Here is a 15,125-nt window from a genome sequence, read left to right on the forward strand (position 1 = left end):
CCAAGCCGGTTTCTAGCGGCTTAGCCAGAATTTTGCCTTTGATGCCCTTCAAATCAGCTCCCATCTGACGCCCGTATCTTGCCTGTAGCGTGATCGCCGGCCCGTCCTCATTTCCGTTATTGTCGGACACTTTGCCAGCCGCCGCGTCGGCCGATTTCCTCGCCCAAACCGTAAAATAACCGCATGCCCGCCTTCCCGCCTTCCTTCGCCCTGCATATCGACAATTTCAACGCTCTGGCCAACACCTTGTCCGACCTCGAGGCCGGCACGCCCAGGCAATGGTACTGGCTGGAAATCGCCGCAACGCAAGCAAATTCACCGGGCAACCGGGCAAGCCGCATCCTCGACAAGCTCGGTCCGGCATGGACCTGGCCCTGGCTCAAGCGTAGCGCGCTTCCCGGCGTGGGTCTGTACGCCAGCACACTGGATCCGGCATGGGCGGCGGTCAGGGACAAGGCCGCAGGTGGCGCACTCTACGTCGCGGTCACGCCGGCGCTGCTCGCCGGCCTGGGGCTGCTGCCGGCCAGCCAGAGCTTTGCCGCCTGGCTGATCCTGCTGTTGGGCCTCCTGGTCGCGCCATGGCGGATTCCGGCAATACCGGCCCCGACCGCCCCCGATCTGCCCGGCCCGGAAGAATGCACCGGGCTGACCGGGCTGCTGCTGGCCAGCGGCAGTTCGCCGCAACACGCACTCGGCCTGGTTGCCGGACTGCGCACCGATCCCGACCTCGCTTGGCCGGCGCTGTTGCAGGCGCTGCCTGCGCTTGCGCCACCACCGCCCTCCCGCTGGCAGCTGGGACGCTTGTGCGCCGCCGGCTGGCTGGCGGGCACCTTGCCGGCCGCGCTGCTGATCAGCCTGTTGCCCGCGCCGTGGGGCCTGCTTGCCGCCGCGCTGGCCAGTTGCGGCCTGATCGCCAGGCTGGATGGCCGTCGCGCCGCGCTGGTCGCGGCAGGCTGCACGCTGCTGCTGTACGCACTCGGCGCGCTCGCACATCGCTTCTAGGCGCACGAAACTGCTTGCGCGCAATGCGGCGCCGAAAAACGCTGTGATAAAATCGCGCCCATTCAAATCAATACTGCAGGAAGACAGATCATGGCCGGCCATAGCAAGTGGGCGAATATTCAGCACCGTAAAGGCCGTCAGGACGCCAAGCGCGGCCAGGTCTTCACCCGGTTGATCAAGGAAATCACCGTCGCGGCCAAAATGGGCGGCGGCGACCCGGCCATGAACCCGCGCCTGCGTCTGGCGATGGACAAGGCCAAGGGCGAATCGATGCCCAAGGACAATATCGAGAGCGCGATCAAGCGCGGCACCGGCACGCTCGAAGGCGTCGACTATGTTGAAACGCGTTACGAAGGCTACGGCATCGCCGGCGCCGCGGTGATGGTCGACTGCCTCACCGACAACAAGACCCGTACCGTCGCCGACGTGCGCCACGCCTTCAGCAAATACGGCGGCAATATGGGCACCGACGGCTGCGTGAGCTTTCAGTTCAAGCACTGCGGCTATCTGATCTACGCCCCGGGCACCGATGAAGACGCGCTGATGGAAGCCGCACTCGAAGCCGGCGCCGAAGACGTCATCACCAACGACGACGGCTCGATCGAAGTGATCACCCCGCCGTACGAATTCATCGGCATCAAGGAAACGCTGGAAGCCGCCGGCTTCAAGGCCGAAGTCAGCGATGTATCGATGAAGCCGCTGTCGGATACCGAACTGACCAGCGAAGAAATCATCAAGATGCAAAAACTGATCGACGCGCTGGAAAGCCTTGACGACGTGCAGGAGGTGTACACCACCGCACTGATGGACGAAGAAGAATAGGTCCGCAGCAAGCACGACAGAAAAGGGCCTCATTGGCCCTTTTTTGTTGTGCCCCCTAACTATCCCGCCAGCAGGCGGATCGTCGGCACCAGCAGCTTTCTCGACTTCAAGCCGGCACAAGTGGCGTCGAAATCGGCGGCACCTTTCTGCACCCGTCGGTACGTTCGACGCGGGTCAACGCCGAATCGAAACTGCTAATGCTCGAACACGCCATTGCCAAGCTCGGCGCGGTACGTAAAGGCCTGCTGCAGCGCGACCGGGAAATCTGGACCGGCCATATCCGCGACAGCGTGCTGTTTGCGATCACCTATCTAGACTGGCCCGGCGTCCGGCACAGCCTGATGCAGCGGCTAGCGCCGACGGGCGGTGGCGCGTAAAGCGCTTGTCTCTCCTCCCGCCGACCGCCATGCTGTGAACGAGCCATCCGGTCCTGCCCATGAAACAGATCAGCCGTTACGCCTACCTCATCCTGCTTGTCGCCGTCGCGCTGCTGATCGGTGCCGATTATCGCTGGGCGCTATTCGAGCGTATCGATGCGGTGGCCGGCGATGCGCTGACGCGGGCGAGCGTCACCCAACGCACGCCATCGCCCGACATCGTGCTGGTTAATATCGATCAGAAAAGCCTCGAATTGCTGAACGCCGAAGCCGGCAGCTGGCCATGGCCACGGGCGATTCACGCCGAGCTGATCACCGCGATCGCGGCACAACAGCCGAAAGCGATTATTTTCGATCTGCTGTTCAACGAGATGGATACCTTCCGCGCCGACAGCGATGCGCTGTTGCGCGACACCATTGCCTCCACGCCGAACGTGTATGTGCCGACGGTGCTGCTTGGCGATGGCAGCGGCGCCAGGCTGGCCGACTTGCCGGCATCGCTCGGCCTGATCAAAACCTCGGCCGCCCAGGCCGACGCGCGTGCCCCGCTGCTGCTGCCGCTGATCCTTGATCCGGCAAGCTGGCGTGGCGGGCTGATCAATTTCAATCACGATGGCGACGGCATCGGCCGTCACTACCTGCGCTACGCCGAGCGCGATGGCTGGCGCGTTCCGTCGCTGCCGGCGGCGCTGGCACGCGACTTCCACTGGCCCGCCCCGCCCGAGGCACGCATGCGGCTGAACTGGACCCCGCGCCATGCGACGGTCAGCTACGCCGATGTGTATCTGGATGCCGGGCGCGAAAAGCCCCAGCGCCCCGCAAACGAATTCACCGGCAAGATCGTACTGATCGGCACCGCCGCACCGGGCTTGATGGATCTGCGGCCGACGCCGCTGTCGAAAACCTGGCCCGGCGTCGAGATCCTCGCCACCGCGATCGATAACCTGCAGCACGGCGACTGGCTGCGCGAACCGCCGCGCCCGTGGTTCGCCGCACTGGCCATCGCGATTGCCGCGCTGCTGGCAATCGGCTTTGCACTCGGCGTCAACAGCCTGTGGCTGGGCGCGGCGATGGCGCTGGTTTCGCTTGGCGGCATCGCCGCGATGTGGGCTGGGTTGTTGCGGCTGTATTTCCTGCCGCTGGCGATGCCGCTGATCTGGGGCTGGGTCTACTACTGGCTGGCGGCGCTGACGGCCTATATGAAGGAACGCGCCCGCCGCGAGGCCACGGTCAGACTGTTCGGCCGCTTTCTTGATCCGCGCGTCGTCGGCCAGCTGGTCGCCGGCGGCGCCCTCAACAGCGCGCCGGCCGCGCGCGAGGTGACGGTGCTGTTTTCGGATATTCGCGGCTTTACCGCACTCTCGGAAACGCGGCCGCCCGAAGAGATAGTTGCCTTGATAAACCGTTATTTTTCACGCCAGGTCGCCGTTATCTTCCGTCACGGCGGAACGCTTGATAAATTCATCGGCGACGCGATCATGGCGTTCTGGGGCGCGCCGGTCGACGACGCCGATCATGCCCGCCACGCGGTTGCCGCGGCACTGGAAATGTCGCGTGAACTTGAGCTGTTCCGCGCCGAGCTGGCCCTGGCGCATATCGACTTCGATATCGGCATCGGCATCCACACCGGCCGCGCCGTGGTCGGCTTTATCGGTGCCGACGATCGGCTCGATTACACGGTGATCGGCGATATGGTGAACCTTGCCAGCCGGATCGAGGGTCAAACCAAGGGCATCGCTCGCATTCTGGTCTCGCAGGCCACGGTTGAGGCCTGCGGCAATGTATTTCAATTTATCGATCGCGGCCTGCACAACGTCAAAGGGCGGGCCGAGGCGGTGCAGTTATACGAACCCAAGGAGGAACGATGAAATCGTTTCTGATCATACTGCTCCTGGGCCTGGCGAATCTCGCCTGGGCCGAAAGCGGCACGCTGGTTCGCGCCAGCGAACTGAAGCAAAAACCGTTCACCGACGCCGCCAGCAGCGGCAAGCTCGCCACCGGCGCCCGCGTCGATATCGTCGCGCGTCAGGGAGCGTGGATGCAGGTGAAATCCAATGGCCAGAGCGGCTGGATCAAGCTCCTGAACGTGCGCACCGGCAGCGGCAAGGGCGGCGGCGGAGGCATCGGCTCGATCGGCAGCGTGCTCGCGACCGGTTCGTCCGGCACCACGGTGACCACCGGCGTCAAGGGGCTGTCGAGCGAGCAGATCCGCAACGCCAAGCCGAACTACGGCGAACTGAAGAAGCTCGACGGCTACGACGCCACCCGCCAGAGCGCGACCAATAGCGCCACGGCCAACGGCCTGAAGCCACGCAGCGTGCCCTATGTGGTGTCGCGCGCGACAACGTCCGACAACGGCAACGGCAACGATCCGCAAAACCGCCGGAGGGGCCCGTGATGAAAACCAGTCTGATTGCCGCCTTGCTCGCCGCCGCGCTTGCCCAACCGGCGCTGGCATCGAGCCTGTCCGACCTTCTCGGCAAGGCGATCGAAAATCCCGACCTCGTCAATTCGGTTGTCGGCGCGGTGCAGAACACCATCGACGCCAATCGCACCATCGGGCCGAAGGAAGAAAAAACCCTTGGTGACGGCATGGCCGCCAACCTGCTTGGCGCCGCGCCACTGGTCAACAACGCCGGGCTGCAGAGCTATGTGAACCAGGTCGGCCGCTGGGTCGCCAGCCAGAGCGAGGCACCGAATCTCGACTGGCGCTTCGGCGTCATCGACAGCCCCAACGTCAACAGCTTCGCCACCCCCGGCGGCGTGGTGCTGATCACCCGCGGGCTGATGGATCGCTTGCGCAACGAATCCGAGCTGGCCGGTGTGCTCGGCCACGAAATCACCCACGTACTGCGCCACCATGTGACGCGAGCGGCGCAATCGGGCAAGGGCCGCGAGGCCGTCGCCAATGCGCTGCAAGGCGTGGCGCAATACAAGACCGACGACGCGCGCCGCCAGCTCGGCGCCAATGTGCTCTCGGGTGTGTCCGAGGTCTACGTGCGCGGGCTGGACAAGGACGACGAGTTCGAAGCCGACGTCACCGGCATGGTGCTGGCCGCCCGCGCCGGCTACAACCCGTATGCGCTGGTATCGGTATTGCAGACACTGGGCGAGATCAACCCGGCCGACGGCAGCGTGCAACTGATGTTCAGCACCCACCCCAGCCCGCAGGCACGGCTCGACTACATCGACCGCAATGTCGGCAGCAAGCTGGAGAAGTACGCCGGCGGGGTCGAGAATACGCCGAGGTTCCGCGCCGCGATCGGCCGCTGATGCCACGCGCGCGCTCCAGCCTCAGCACCGCGCCAACGCTAACGCAAAAAAACCGGCAAGGCCGGTTTTTTTGCGTGCGCTGCCAAGAGATCAGAACTGGTAACGCGCGCCGATCGAGTACTCGTTGTACTTGATGTCGTCCCCGCCTTCCATCCAGACGCGGGTGGCGCCGGGATCGCCGAATATCATCGCTGCCGCCATCGGTGTCAGGTCAGCCTCGATACGGTCGTAGCTGGTGCGGTAGAAACCCGCCGCGGCGGTAATGGTCCAGTTGGTCGTGAGATCGTATTCGAGCCGGAACGACAGCCCGGTGGTCTTGGTATCGCCGTCCGGATCATCGCTGAAGAGGAAATCCGCACTCGGACCGGCGATCAAGCTCTTGTCATAGGTCGCCTTGCTCCTGCCCCAGCTGACCAGCGCCTGCAATCGCAGCGACGGATTCAGATCGAACTGCGCGCCACCAAACAGCGTATAGCCGCTGGTGCTGATATCGCCCGCAAAACTGCTGTCCAGCCCGACGCCATCAAAGCTGCTGCCCGCATATTCGTCCTTGCCGGTTTGCCACTTGGCCCCGGCCAGCACGCGAATGGCCTTCGCAAGCAGCGGCGATTTGTACAAACCTTCCACTGCAAAAGCGGAGCCGTGATCGTAGTCATCGCTGTTGTCGCCATAACCCTTCTGGTACAGGCCGCTGCCACGGACATCAAAAACGCCGTTTTCGTCGACGAACTTGTAGCCGACGCCCAATTGCGTGTTGTATGCCTCGCTATCCCTGGTCTGGATGTTTTCAGTGAGATCGATGTAAACGCCTTCGCGTTCGACTGCCTGCGCCGCCATGGCCGCGCCGAAAAAAGCGATGGAGAGTGCGGAGATTTGTTTTTTCATTGTTCTGTCTATGTTTATATATTTACTTACAAAAACATGACTAATTTTGCATGAAACTGGCGCCGTCAGCGAATCCAGTGGCGCTTGCTTTGGTGTATTTGTCGCATTTCTGAATCTTATTCGGTCGTCATGCTTACGAAATAATGCCAAAACCATTGGCCTCCTGCTCCGGCGGAGTCGGTGGCATCCGGCCAATTGAAATGCCCGCGTGACGCAGCGCGTTCTACCGGCCGGCCACGCACTGGCCGGTCCGGCCTTATAATTGACGGATAACACCAACAGGACGCGCCCCATGCAGCCCTACGCTCAACGCCGCGCCGCGCTGGCCAGCCAGCTGGCCCCCGGCCTCGTGATCCTGCCGACGTCGCCGGAACTGAACCGCAACGCCGACACCGCCTTCCCCTACCGTTTCGATTCGAGCTTTTACTACCTCAGCGGCTTTGCCGAACCCGAGGCGGTACTGGTCATCGTCACCGGCGATGCACCGCAATCCATCCTGTTCTGCCGCGAAAAAAACCTCGAACGTGAAATCTGGGATGGCTATCGCTACGGCCCACCAGCCGCACGCGAGGCCTTCGGCTTCGACGCCGCCTACCCGATCGAAGAGCTCGACGAGCGCATCGTCGAATTGATGAAGAACCAGCCGCGCGTGTACTTCCCGCTCGGCCAGCAGGCTGGCTGGGATGGCAAACTCAGTGCCTGGCTGGCCAGCGTGCGCGCACTGGCCCGCACCGGCGTTACCGCGCCGGGCGAGATTGTTGAAGTGCGCGATGCGATCAACGAGATGCGTTTGCACAAGGACGCCCACGAGCTGGACATCATGCGCCGTGCCGGGCGGATCAACGTCGAAGCGCACAAGCGCGCGATGCGTTTCGCCAGGCCGGGCATCTTTGAATACGAACTCGAGGCCGAAATCCTCCACGATTACTACCGCCAGGGCAGCCGCTTCCCGGCGTACACCAGCATCGTCGCCGGCGGCGCCAACGCCTGTGTGCTGCACTACATCGAGAACAACGCCCGCATCGACGACGGCGCGCTGGTACTGATCGACGCCGGTTGCGAAATCGGCGGCTACGCATCCGACATCACCCGCACCTTCCCGGTCAACGGCCGGTTCAGCCCGGCGCAGAAGGCCGTCTACGAGATCACGCTGGCCGCGCACGAAGCCGCGCAGGTCGAATCCCGCCCGGGCAACAGCTGGGGCGCGGTGCACGATGCCGCCACGCGCGTGCTGGCGCAGGGCATGCTCGATCTGAAGCTGCTGAAGGGCTCGATCGACGAAGTGCTCGAGACCGGCAGCTACCGCCAGTTCTACATGCACCGCACCGGCCACTGGCTCGGGCTCGATGTGCACGACGCCGGCGCCTACATGCAAAAGGGCCAATGGCGCACGCTCGAACCGGGCATGGCATACACGATCGAACCGGGCTTTTACATCCGACCGGCCGAGAACGTGCCGGCCGAGTTCGAGAACATCGGCGTCCGCATCGAGGACAATATCGTCATCAACGACAGCGGCTTTGAATTGCTCACCGACCACTGCCCGCGCAGCGTGGCCGAAATCGAAGACTGGATGGCCGCGCGATGATGACCGAACGCCTGCCCGAACACGTCGACGTCGCCATCGTCGGCGGCGGCCCGGTCGGCGCGCTGCTGGCCTTGCGGCTGGCCGAAACCGGCATCAATGCGCTGGCGATCGAAGCGCGCGTGACCACGCCGGCCGACCCGCGCGCGCTGGCGCTGTCGCACGCAAGCACCGAGGCGCTGGGCCGCGTCGGGCTGTGGGACGACAGCCTCGGCGCGACCGCGATCACCCGCGTGCATATCTCGCAAGCCGGCACGCTCGGCCGCACCGAACTATCCAGCGCCGAGATCGGCCTGCCAGCGCTCGGTTACGTCGTCCCCTATGCCGCACTGGCAGCGCTGGCGCTCGATAAGCTCAAGACCGGCAAGGCTGCCGTGGCGCTCGGCACCACGGTCACCGGCGTCGACCGGCTGGCGCGCTACGCGCGCTTGAGCCTGGCAACGCCGACCGGCACCCGCTATCTAACCGCCAATCTGGTCGTGCTCGCCGACGGCGGCAAGCTGCTGGCCGAGCTCGACGATGTGAACCAGCACGTCAAATCATATGAGCAGCACGCGATCCTGGCGCGGATCACGCCAAACCAGCCGCATCTGGGCGTCGCCTTCGAGCGCTTTGCCGACGACGGCCCGCTGGCGCTACTGCCGACCGGCGACGATTACACGCTGGTGTGGACACAAACGCCGGCAGGCGCCGAGGAAAAACTGGCGCTATCCGATGCCGACTTTCTGGCGCAGGTCAGCGCACGCTTCGCCGGCCGGATCGCCGGTTTTACGCGCGTCGGCCACCGCGCCAGCTGGCCGCTGGCACTGAAAACGCTCGATCGCGTTGTCGGCCGCCGTATCGCCATGATCGGCAATGCCGCGCAAACGCTGCATCCGGTTGCCGGCCAGGGGCTTAACCTCGGGCTGCGCGACGCGGCCACGCTGGCCGACTTGCTGGCGATCACACCGGCAGCGCAAGCGGGTGATCCGGCGACGCTGGCGCGCTACGCCGACCTCAGAAAGAAGGATGCCGGCCGGGTCACGCTGTTTACCGATGGGCTGATCAGCTGGTTCGACTCGCCCAATCCGCTGCTCAAGCATGTGCGCAGCGCCGGACTGTTGGCGCTCGACCAGATCGGGCCGCTGCGGCGCGGTTTTGCCCGCAAGATGGTGTACGGCGCGCGCTGAAACACGGCTTGCAAGCACACAGCCTGTGTGTCCGTTATTGCAGCACCGGCTGTCGCTGCAGCTCGACCGCCACGAGCCGTGCCATATCGAGCAGCATCTCGCGCTCGAAGGGTTCGAGCTTGCGCGGTTCGCGATCGATCAGGCAGAGCGTGCCCAGATTCATACCGTTGCCAACCTTCAGCGGCGCGCCGGCATAAAAACGGATGTACGGCGCATCGGTTACCAGCGGGTTGTCGCTGAAGCGCGGATCGAGCAGTGCGTCCTCGACCACCAGCAGCTCATCCTGCAGGATCGTGTGCCCGCAGAACGACACATCGCGCGACGTTTCGGTCGCATCCAGCCCGCAAACGGATTTGAACCACTGCCTGTCCCCATCGATCAGGCTCACCACGGCGATCGCCACCCGGAAAAACCCCGCCGCAGCGCGCGTCAGATTATCAAAACGCTCTTCGGGCGCGGTGTCGAGAATCAGCAGGCTGCGTAGCGTGGCTAATCGCAGTTCCTCGTCAGCAGGGAAACATGGCGCTTGCATAAGGGGGATTTTTTGTTCAGGTATTGAAAAGCTTAGCCGAGGCCGGGAGATTACTCCAACAGACTCGGGAACGCCTGATCCCGCCTTTGAAGCGGCGCATTGACACGCTGACTTGATCATTACAAGATTACAAAAGGCCCGTGCAGCCTGCCGCTTGCGCCCTTCGGGTATGGTGAATGCACGCTCCCCTCTTTCCTATCCCTTGCATCCGCGAGCGTTTCGGCAATGCAAGCACCGACCGCGTGACGCTCGCCCCATGCAAAGGATGTCCCCATGCGTACCTATCGCGACGCCAAATTGATGGCGAAATCGCTGCGCCACGCGCTGGCCGAGAAAAATGTCGAACTCGGTCACGGCGAATGCCTCGACGCGATCGCCCGGCTGTTTGAATGCAACAACTGGAATGTGCTGGCTGCGCGGCTCGAAGTCGAGCAATCGCAACCTGTAGCGGAAAATCTTCCCCTGCCCGCGGGCTGGAGCAAGGCCGGTTCACGACCCGATCTCTATACGATGGGAATCGACGAAACCATCCGCCATCACGGCCAGCACCCGGCGGTGATCCGCTGCACGCTGAGCGGCGAAGCTGGCAAGTTTTACAAAAACAATCCGGGCTTCGGCACGCTGATGCAGATGGTCAAGGCCGATGCCTACCGCGGCATGCGCTTGCGCTTACGAGCCCAGCTGCGCAGCGATGAAGCGGACTCGGCGCAGATGTGGCTAAGAATCGACAGCCAGACTACCCGTGCCATCCGTTTCGACAACATGGACGACAGGGCGCTGCGCGGTACGCGTGACTGGATGTCAGCAGAGATCGTTCTGCACGTTCCGGATGAGGCTGCGCACATCAGCTTCGGCTTCTTCGTCAATGGCACCGGTACAGCGTGGGCCAGCGGCTTTACGCTGGATATCGTCAGCACTGACGTCATGGAGACCGGCATGTGGGCAAAACAGCTGCATGAAGCCCCGGCCAACCTCGATTTCAGCGCGATCGCCGCAACCAGCAAATAGCCCCAGCCATAGAAAAAGCCGCCCGAGGGCGGCTTTTTTCAGCGCAAAGTGCAATCAACCATTGCAACCGCAATCGCCGCTATGCGCGTGCGCCTTGTACGCCGAGCCGGCTGCAACCACCAGCTTGCGCCCTTCGGCGATCGCCGCACGGGCTTCACGCGTCGCGGCCAGCATGTTCGCCAGCGCGGCTTCGGTTTCCGGCCAGCCGCGGGTCTTCAGGCCGCAATCGGGGTTGATCCACAGCCGCTCGGCCGGGACGACGTCGAGCGCCTTGGCGATCAGCCGCAGCATCTCGTCCACCGGCGGCACGCGCGGGCTGTGGATGTCGTACACACCCGGGCCGATCTCGTTCGGGTAGGCGAATTCGCCAAACGCTTCCAAAAGCTCCATGTCCGAGCGGCTGGTTTCGATCGTGATCACGTCGGCGTCCATTGCGGCAATCGCCGGCAGGATGTCGTTGAACTCCGAGTAGCACATGTGGGTGTGGATCTGCGTGCTGTCGACCACGCCCGACGCCGAAACGCGGAACGCGCGGCCGGCCCATTCCAGATACGCATCCCAGTCGCTGCGCTTGAGCGGCAGGCCTTCGCGGAACGCCGGTTCGTCGATCTGGATCACCTTGATGCCGGCGGCTTCGAGGTCGACGACCTCGTCACGGATCGCCAAGGCGATCTGCAGCGCGGTATCGCGGCGCGGCTGGTCGTCACGGACGAACGACCATTGCAGGATCGTCACCGGGCCGGTCAGCATGCCCTTCATCGGCTTGGCGGTCAGCGATTGCGCATAGCGGCTCCACTCGACGGTCATCGGCGTCGGGCGCGACACGTCGCCGAAAATCACCGGCGGCTTCACGCAGCGGCTGCCGTAGCTCTGCACCCAGCCGAAGCGGGTGAAGGCAAAGCCGGCCAGCTGCTCGCCGAAGTACTCGACCATGTCGTTGCGCTCGGCTTCGCCGTGCACCGGCACATCCAGACCCAGCGCTTCCTGCTTTTCGACCGCAAGGCGGATTTCGGCCTGCATCGCCGCCACGTAGTTGGCTTCGGCCAATTCGCCGCGCTTGAAGGCGGCGCGGGCGGCGCGGATATCCTTGGTTTGCGGGAACGAGCCGATCGTCGTCGTCGGCAGCAGCGGCAGCTTGAGCCATGCGCGCTGCGCGGCGGCGCGCTGCTCGTACGCATTGCTGCGGGCCGAGTCGGCATCGCTCAGGCCGGCCAGACGGGTGCCGACTGCGGCATTGTGGATGCGCCTGGACGTAGCGCGGCTGCGCGCCGCGGCGTCGCTGGCGGCCAGTTCGGCGGCAACGGCGTCGCGGCCCGATTCCAGTGCGCGCTTCAGCACGGCAATTTCGCCGAGCTTCTGCTTGGCGAAGGCCAGCCATGACTTCAGTTCGGCATCGAGCTGGTCTTCCGAATCCAGATCGACCGGGCTGTGCAGCAGCGAGCAGCTCGACGCTACCCACAGCTTGTCGCCCAATCTGGCCTTGGCGGCTTCGAGCTGGCCCAGCTTGGCCGACAGATCGGCCGCCCAGATGTTGCGGCCGTCGATCACGCCGGCGCTGAGGATCTTGTCAGCCGGCCAGCCCGGCAGCAGTGCATCGAGCTGAGCCGGTGCGCGTACGAGATCGATATGCACGCCGGCGACCGGCAGCGCGTTGATCAGCGCCGAATGCTCGACCACGCTGTCGAAGTAGGTCGCCAGCAGCAGCTTGACGCCGGCGGCACCGAGCTCGCGGTAGACCGGCGCGAACGCGGCCTGCCAGTCGGCGGACAGTTCCAGCGCCAGAATCGGCTCGTCGATTTGCACCCATTCGATGCCACGCGCGGCGAGCTTCTCGAGGATGCGGCGGTAGGCCGGCACGATCTTGTTCACGAGGTCGAGCTTGTCGAAGCCGGCCGATTTGGTCTTCGACAGGTAAAGGAAGGTCAGCGGGCCGACCAGCACCGGCTTGACGGCATGGCCTTGCGAGCGCGCTTCGTCGATTTCATAGAACAGCCAGTCGACACCGCCATCGAACGCCGTCGCGGCATCGAGTTCGGGGACGATGTAGTGGTAGTTGGTATCGAACCACTTGGTCATTTCCATCGCCGGCTGGCCGGCGTTGCCGCGACCCAGCTCGAAGTACTGCTTCAGCGACAGCGCCTTGGCGTCGAAGCCGAAACGGCCCGGCAAGGCACCGAGCAGCGCGGCGGTATTGAGCATCTGGTCGTACCAGGCGAAATCGCCGACGGCGACGACATCGAGGCCGGCTTCCTTCTGCCATGCCCAGTGACGGCGGCGCAGGGTGCTGCCGACGGCGGACAGCTCGGCCTCGGAGGCTTCGCCACGCCAGAAGGCCTCGACGGCAAATTTCAGTTCGCGCTGTGCGCCGATACGGGGGAAGCCCAGAGCATGAGCAATAGTCATTGAATCAGTCCTTTTCCATGAATTTGACTTGCATGATGCAAGCCACGTCCATATGATTCAAACTCATTATTTTCAGACAAACTGTGAAAATCGCTCATGCAATCGATTCTGGAGCTGCGCCACTTGCGAACGCTGGTCGCCATCCGCGACGCCGGCAGCCTGACCCGCGCGGCCGAACGGCTGCATCTGACCCAGTCGGCGCTGTCGCACCAGTTGCGCCAGCTGGAGGAGCACTATGCGATGCCGCTGTTCGCGCGCAAATCGGCGCCGCTGAAACTCACCCCGGCCGGCGACAAGCTGGTGGCGCTGGCCGACAGCGTGCTGCCGCACATCGCCGGCACCGAACGCGATATCGCCAAGCTGCGCGAAGGCGAAGCCGGCAGCCTGCGCATCGCGGTCGAATGCCACACCTGTTTCGACTGGCTGATGCCGGCGATGGATACCTTCCGCGGCCGCTGGCCCGAGGTCGAGCTCGATATCGTTTCGGGCTTTCATGCCGATCCGGTCGGGCTGTTGCACGACGACCGCGCCGATCTGGCGATCGTGTCGGATACCGACGCCGAGGCCCGCATCAGCTATGCGCCGCTGTTCTCGTACGACATGGTCGCGCTGCTGGCGCACGAGCACCCGCTCGCCGCCAAGCCGTGGCTCGATGCCGCCGATTTTGCCGATGAAACGCTGATCACCTACCCGGTGCCCGACGAAATGCTCGATCTGGTGCGGCAGGTGCTCAAACCGGCCGGCGTGAATCCGAAGCGCCGTACCACCGAACTGACGGTGGCGATGCTGCAACTCGTCGCCAGCCGCCGCGGCATCGCCGCACTGCCGCGCTGGAGCGTCCAGCATTACCTCGATCGCGGCTATATCGCCGCCAAGCCGATCACCGCGCAGGGGCTGACCGCCAGGCTGTTCGCGGCAATGCCGCAGGATCGCGCCGACGCGGCCTATCTGCGCGATTTCGTCGACATCGTCCGCGAGGTCAGCGCTGCGGAGTTGCCGGGGATTCAGCTGACACTGTAGTCAGCGCGCGGATCGCCTCGACGCTCTTCACCAGCAGCCGCTGGTGCTCCATCAGCGCGCCCTGCAGCACCATGTTGTACGGGTTGGCGCTGTCGGCCGGCGTGTACGGCGCATCGAGGTAGGCGTGCGCCGGCGGTTCGGCGCGGCGGTGCTCGAAGTAGGCCGCCAGTTGCTGGTGCACCTCGTTGATCTGCGCCAGGTGCGCAAACACGTGCGCCTGAAACGTCGGTTCGAGCAGGTCGAACAGCGCGCGGCTATCGCCGAGTTTGCGCAATAGCGCGGTACCGCTGTCGATCAGTGCCAGCCGGTGTTCGAACAGCGCCACCTCGCCGCCATAACGGCGCAAATGGCGCCGGCCACGCGGGCCGTAGTCGGCGCGAAAGTTGGCCAGCTGCGCACGGGTTTCGAGCTGCGATTGCGTCAACGGCTCGAGGCAGGCCGGCGTCAGGCTGGCGAGCGAACGCGTTGCAACCACGGCCTCGAACAGCGCCGCCAGCTGCGCGCTGCCGCGATGCGCCAGCTGGTGAAAGCGGTAGCCCTGATCGGGCGGCAGCACCAGCAGCTCGACGACGAATCCGATCGCCATGCCGACGGCAACCGCGAACATCCGCCCCTCCGCCGCCGCCAGATCGCGGCCGAAACCGGCGACGAGGCAGATGGCGATGCCCATGCTGGTCAGCCGGAACGCATCCGGGAAGCGCTTCACCAGCATGAACATGACGATGGCGACCAGCACGATGATCGCCATCGGCTCGGGTACCAGCGGGTACAGCGCAAAGCCGATCGGGATCGGCACCAGATTGGCCATCGACCGCTGCAGAAAGTACTTCTTCGACGTCTCGATCGACGGCCCCAGCCCGAGCGACAGCCAGGCCGACGACGCCATCGTTTCGGCGATATACGGTTTGGCGCCGAACAGCGTCGGCAGGCCGTAGCCCAGCAACAGCGCGATCAGCAGTTTGACGAAGCGCCCGTCCTGCGAGATCGACAGGACGGAGAGCCGGTCGCGTAGCGTCATGGCCGGACTCCGTATTGAAAACCGCTACCCT

At 64.3% G+C, this 15,125-nt stretch carries 14 protein-coding genes; 10 read left to right on the forward strand and 4 right to left on the reverse strand.

Features of this window, described 5'->3' with window-relative positions:
• Window positions 1-183: 183 nt before the first annotated feature.
• From JLC71_RS10460 to JLC71_RS10485, 6 genes are all read left to right on the forward strand, one after another.
• Window positions 184-1,002, forward strand: a complete 819-nt coding sequence (locus tag JLC71_RS10460; protein WP_200915360.1) for a hypothetical protein — start codon at window positions 184-186, stop codon at window positions 1,000-1,002.
• Window positions 1,003-1,092: 90 nt separating this feature from the next.
• Window positions 1,093-1,824, forward strand: a complete 732-nt coding sequence (locus JLC71_RS10465; protein ID WP_200915361.1) for a YebC/PmpR family DNA-binding transcriptional regulator — start codon at window positions 1,093-1,095, stop codon at window positions 1,822-1,824.
• Between the two features lie 197 nt (window positions 1,825-2,021).
• On the forward strand, window positions 2,022-2,201 hold the full coding sequence (locus tag JLC71_RS10470; RefSeq protein WP_200915362.1) for a hypothetical protein: 180 nt from the start codon (window positions 2,022-2,024) through the stop codon (window positions 2,199-2,201).
• Window positions 2,202-2,260: 59 nt separating this feature from the next.
• Entirely contained in the window at window positions 2,261-4,069 is a 1,809-nt protein-coding gene (locus JLC71_RS10475; protein ID WP_200915363.1) for a CHASE2 domain-containing protein, read from the forward strand.
• Window positions 4,066-4,599: an SH3 domain-containing protein gene (locus JLC71_RS10480; protein WP_200915364.1), complete on the forward strand. Its 534-nt coding sequence runs from the start codon at window positions 4,066-4,068 to the stop codon at window positions 4,597-4,599. Before JLC71_RS10475 ends, JLC71_RS10480 begins: the two co-directional genes overlap by 4 nt.
• A complete protein-coding gene (locus tag JLC71_RS10485) occupies window positions 4,599-5,474 on the forward strand; it encodes a M48 family metalloprotease (RefSeq protein WP_200915365.1) in 876 nt (291 codons plus the stop codon). Before JLC71_RS10480 ends, JLC71_RS10485 begins: the two co-directional genes overlap by 1 nt.
• Window positions 5,475-5,564: 90 nt before the next feature.
• On the opposite strand, the gene JLC71_RS10490 is transcribed toward JLC71_RS10485, so the two are convergent.
• The gene (locus JLC71_RS10490) at window positions 5,565-6,515 is read right to left on the reverse strand and encodes a hypothetical protein (protein WP_200915366.1); all 951 of its coding nucleotides are present in this window, start codon (window positions 6,513-6,515) and stop codon (window positions 5,565-5,567) included.
• 136 nt (window positions 6,516-6,651) lie between these two features.
• On the opposite strand from JLC71_RS10490, the gene pepP reads away from it, so the two are divergent.
• Together pepP and JLC71_RS10500 are read left to right on the forward strand one after the other, a co-directional pair.
• Window positions 6,652-7,947: a Xaa-Pro aminopeptidase gene (gene pepP, locus JLC71_RS10495; RefSeq protein ID WP_200915367.1), complete on the forward strand. Its 1,296-nt coding sequence runs from the start codon at window positions 6,652-6,654 to the stop codon at window positions 7,945-7,947.
• Window positions 7,944-9,113 carry an FAD-dependent monooxygenase gene (locus JLC71_RS10500; protein WP_236250862.1) on the forward strand — a complete coding sequence of 390 codons (1,170 nt, stop codon included), beginning with the start codon at window positions 7,944-7,946 and terminating at the stop codon, window positions 9,111-9,113. Before pepP ends, JLC71_RS10500 begins: the two co-directional genes overlap by 4 nt.
• 34 nt (window positions 9,114-9,147) lie before the next feature.
• On the opposite strand, the gene JLC71_RS16645 is transcribed toward JLC71_RS10500, so the two are convergent.
• Window positions 9,148-9,645, reverse strand: coding sequence for a GAF domain-containing protein (locus JLC71_RS16645; protein WP_200915368.1), 498 nt, complete (start codon window positions 9,643-9,645; stop codon window positions 9,148-9,150).
• 273 nt (window positions 9,646-9,918) lie between these two features.
• Here JLC71_RS16645 and JLC71_RS10510 point away from each other — a divergent pair, with 273 nt between their 5' ends.
• Window positions 9,919-10,653 (forward strand): glyoxalase superfamily protein, encoded by a 735-nt coding sequence (locus tag JLC71_RS10510; RefSeq protein WP_200915369.1) that lies wholly within the window; start codon window positions 9,919-9,921, stop codon window positions 10,651-10,653.
• Between the two features lie 54 nt (window positions 10,654-10,707).
• Here JLC71_RS10510 and metE read toward each other — a convergent pair whose 3' ends face one another.
• Window positions 10,708-13,056 carry a 5-methyltetrahydropteroyltriglutamate--homocysteine S-methyltransferase gene (gene metE / locus JLC71_RS10515; protein ID WP_200915370.1) on the reverse strand — a complete coding sequence of 783 codons (2,349 nt, stop codon included), beginning with the start codon at window positions 13,054-13,056 and terminating at the stop codon, window positions 10,708-10,710.
• Window positions 13,057-13,152: 96 nt separating this feature from the next.
• On the opposite strand from metE, the gene JLC71_RS10520 reads away from it, so the two are divergent.
• Window positions 13,153-14,076, forward strand: coding sequence for a LysR family transcriptional regulator (locus JLC71_RS10520; protein WP_200915371.1), 924 nt, complete (start codon window positions 13,153-13,155; stop codon window positions 14,074-14,076).
• On the opposite strand, the gene JLC71_RS10525 is transcribed toward JLC71_RS10520, so the two are convergent.
• The gene (locus JLC71_RS10525; protein WP_200915372.1) at window positions 14,036-15,094 is read right to left on the reverse strand and encodes an FUSC family protein; all 1,059 of its coding nucleotides are present in this window, start codon (window positions 15,092-15,094) and stop codon (window positions 14,036-14,038) included. The genes JLC71_RS10520 and JLC71_RS10525 overlap by 41 nt on opposite strands.
• Window positions 15,095-15,125 lie beyond the last annotated feature (31 nt).

This window comes from Jeongeupia sp. HS-3, assembly GCF_015140455.1.
Taxonomy (GTDB): domain Bacteria; phylum Pseudomonadota; class Gammaproteobacteria; order Burkholderiales; family Chitinibacteraceae; genus Jeongeupia.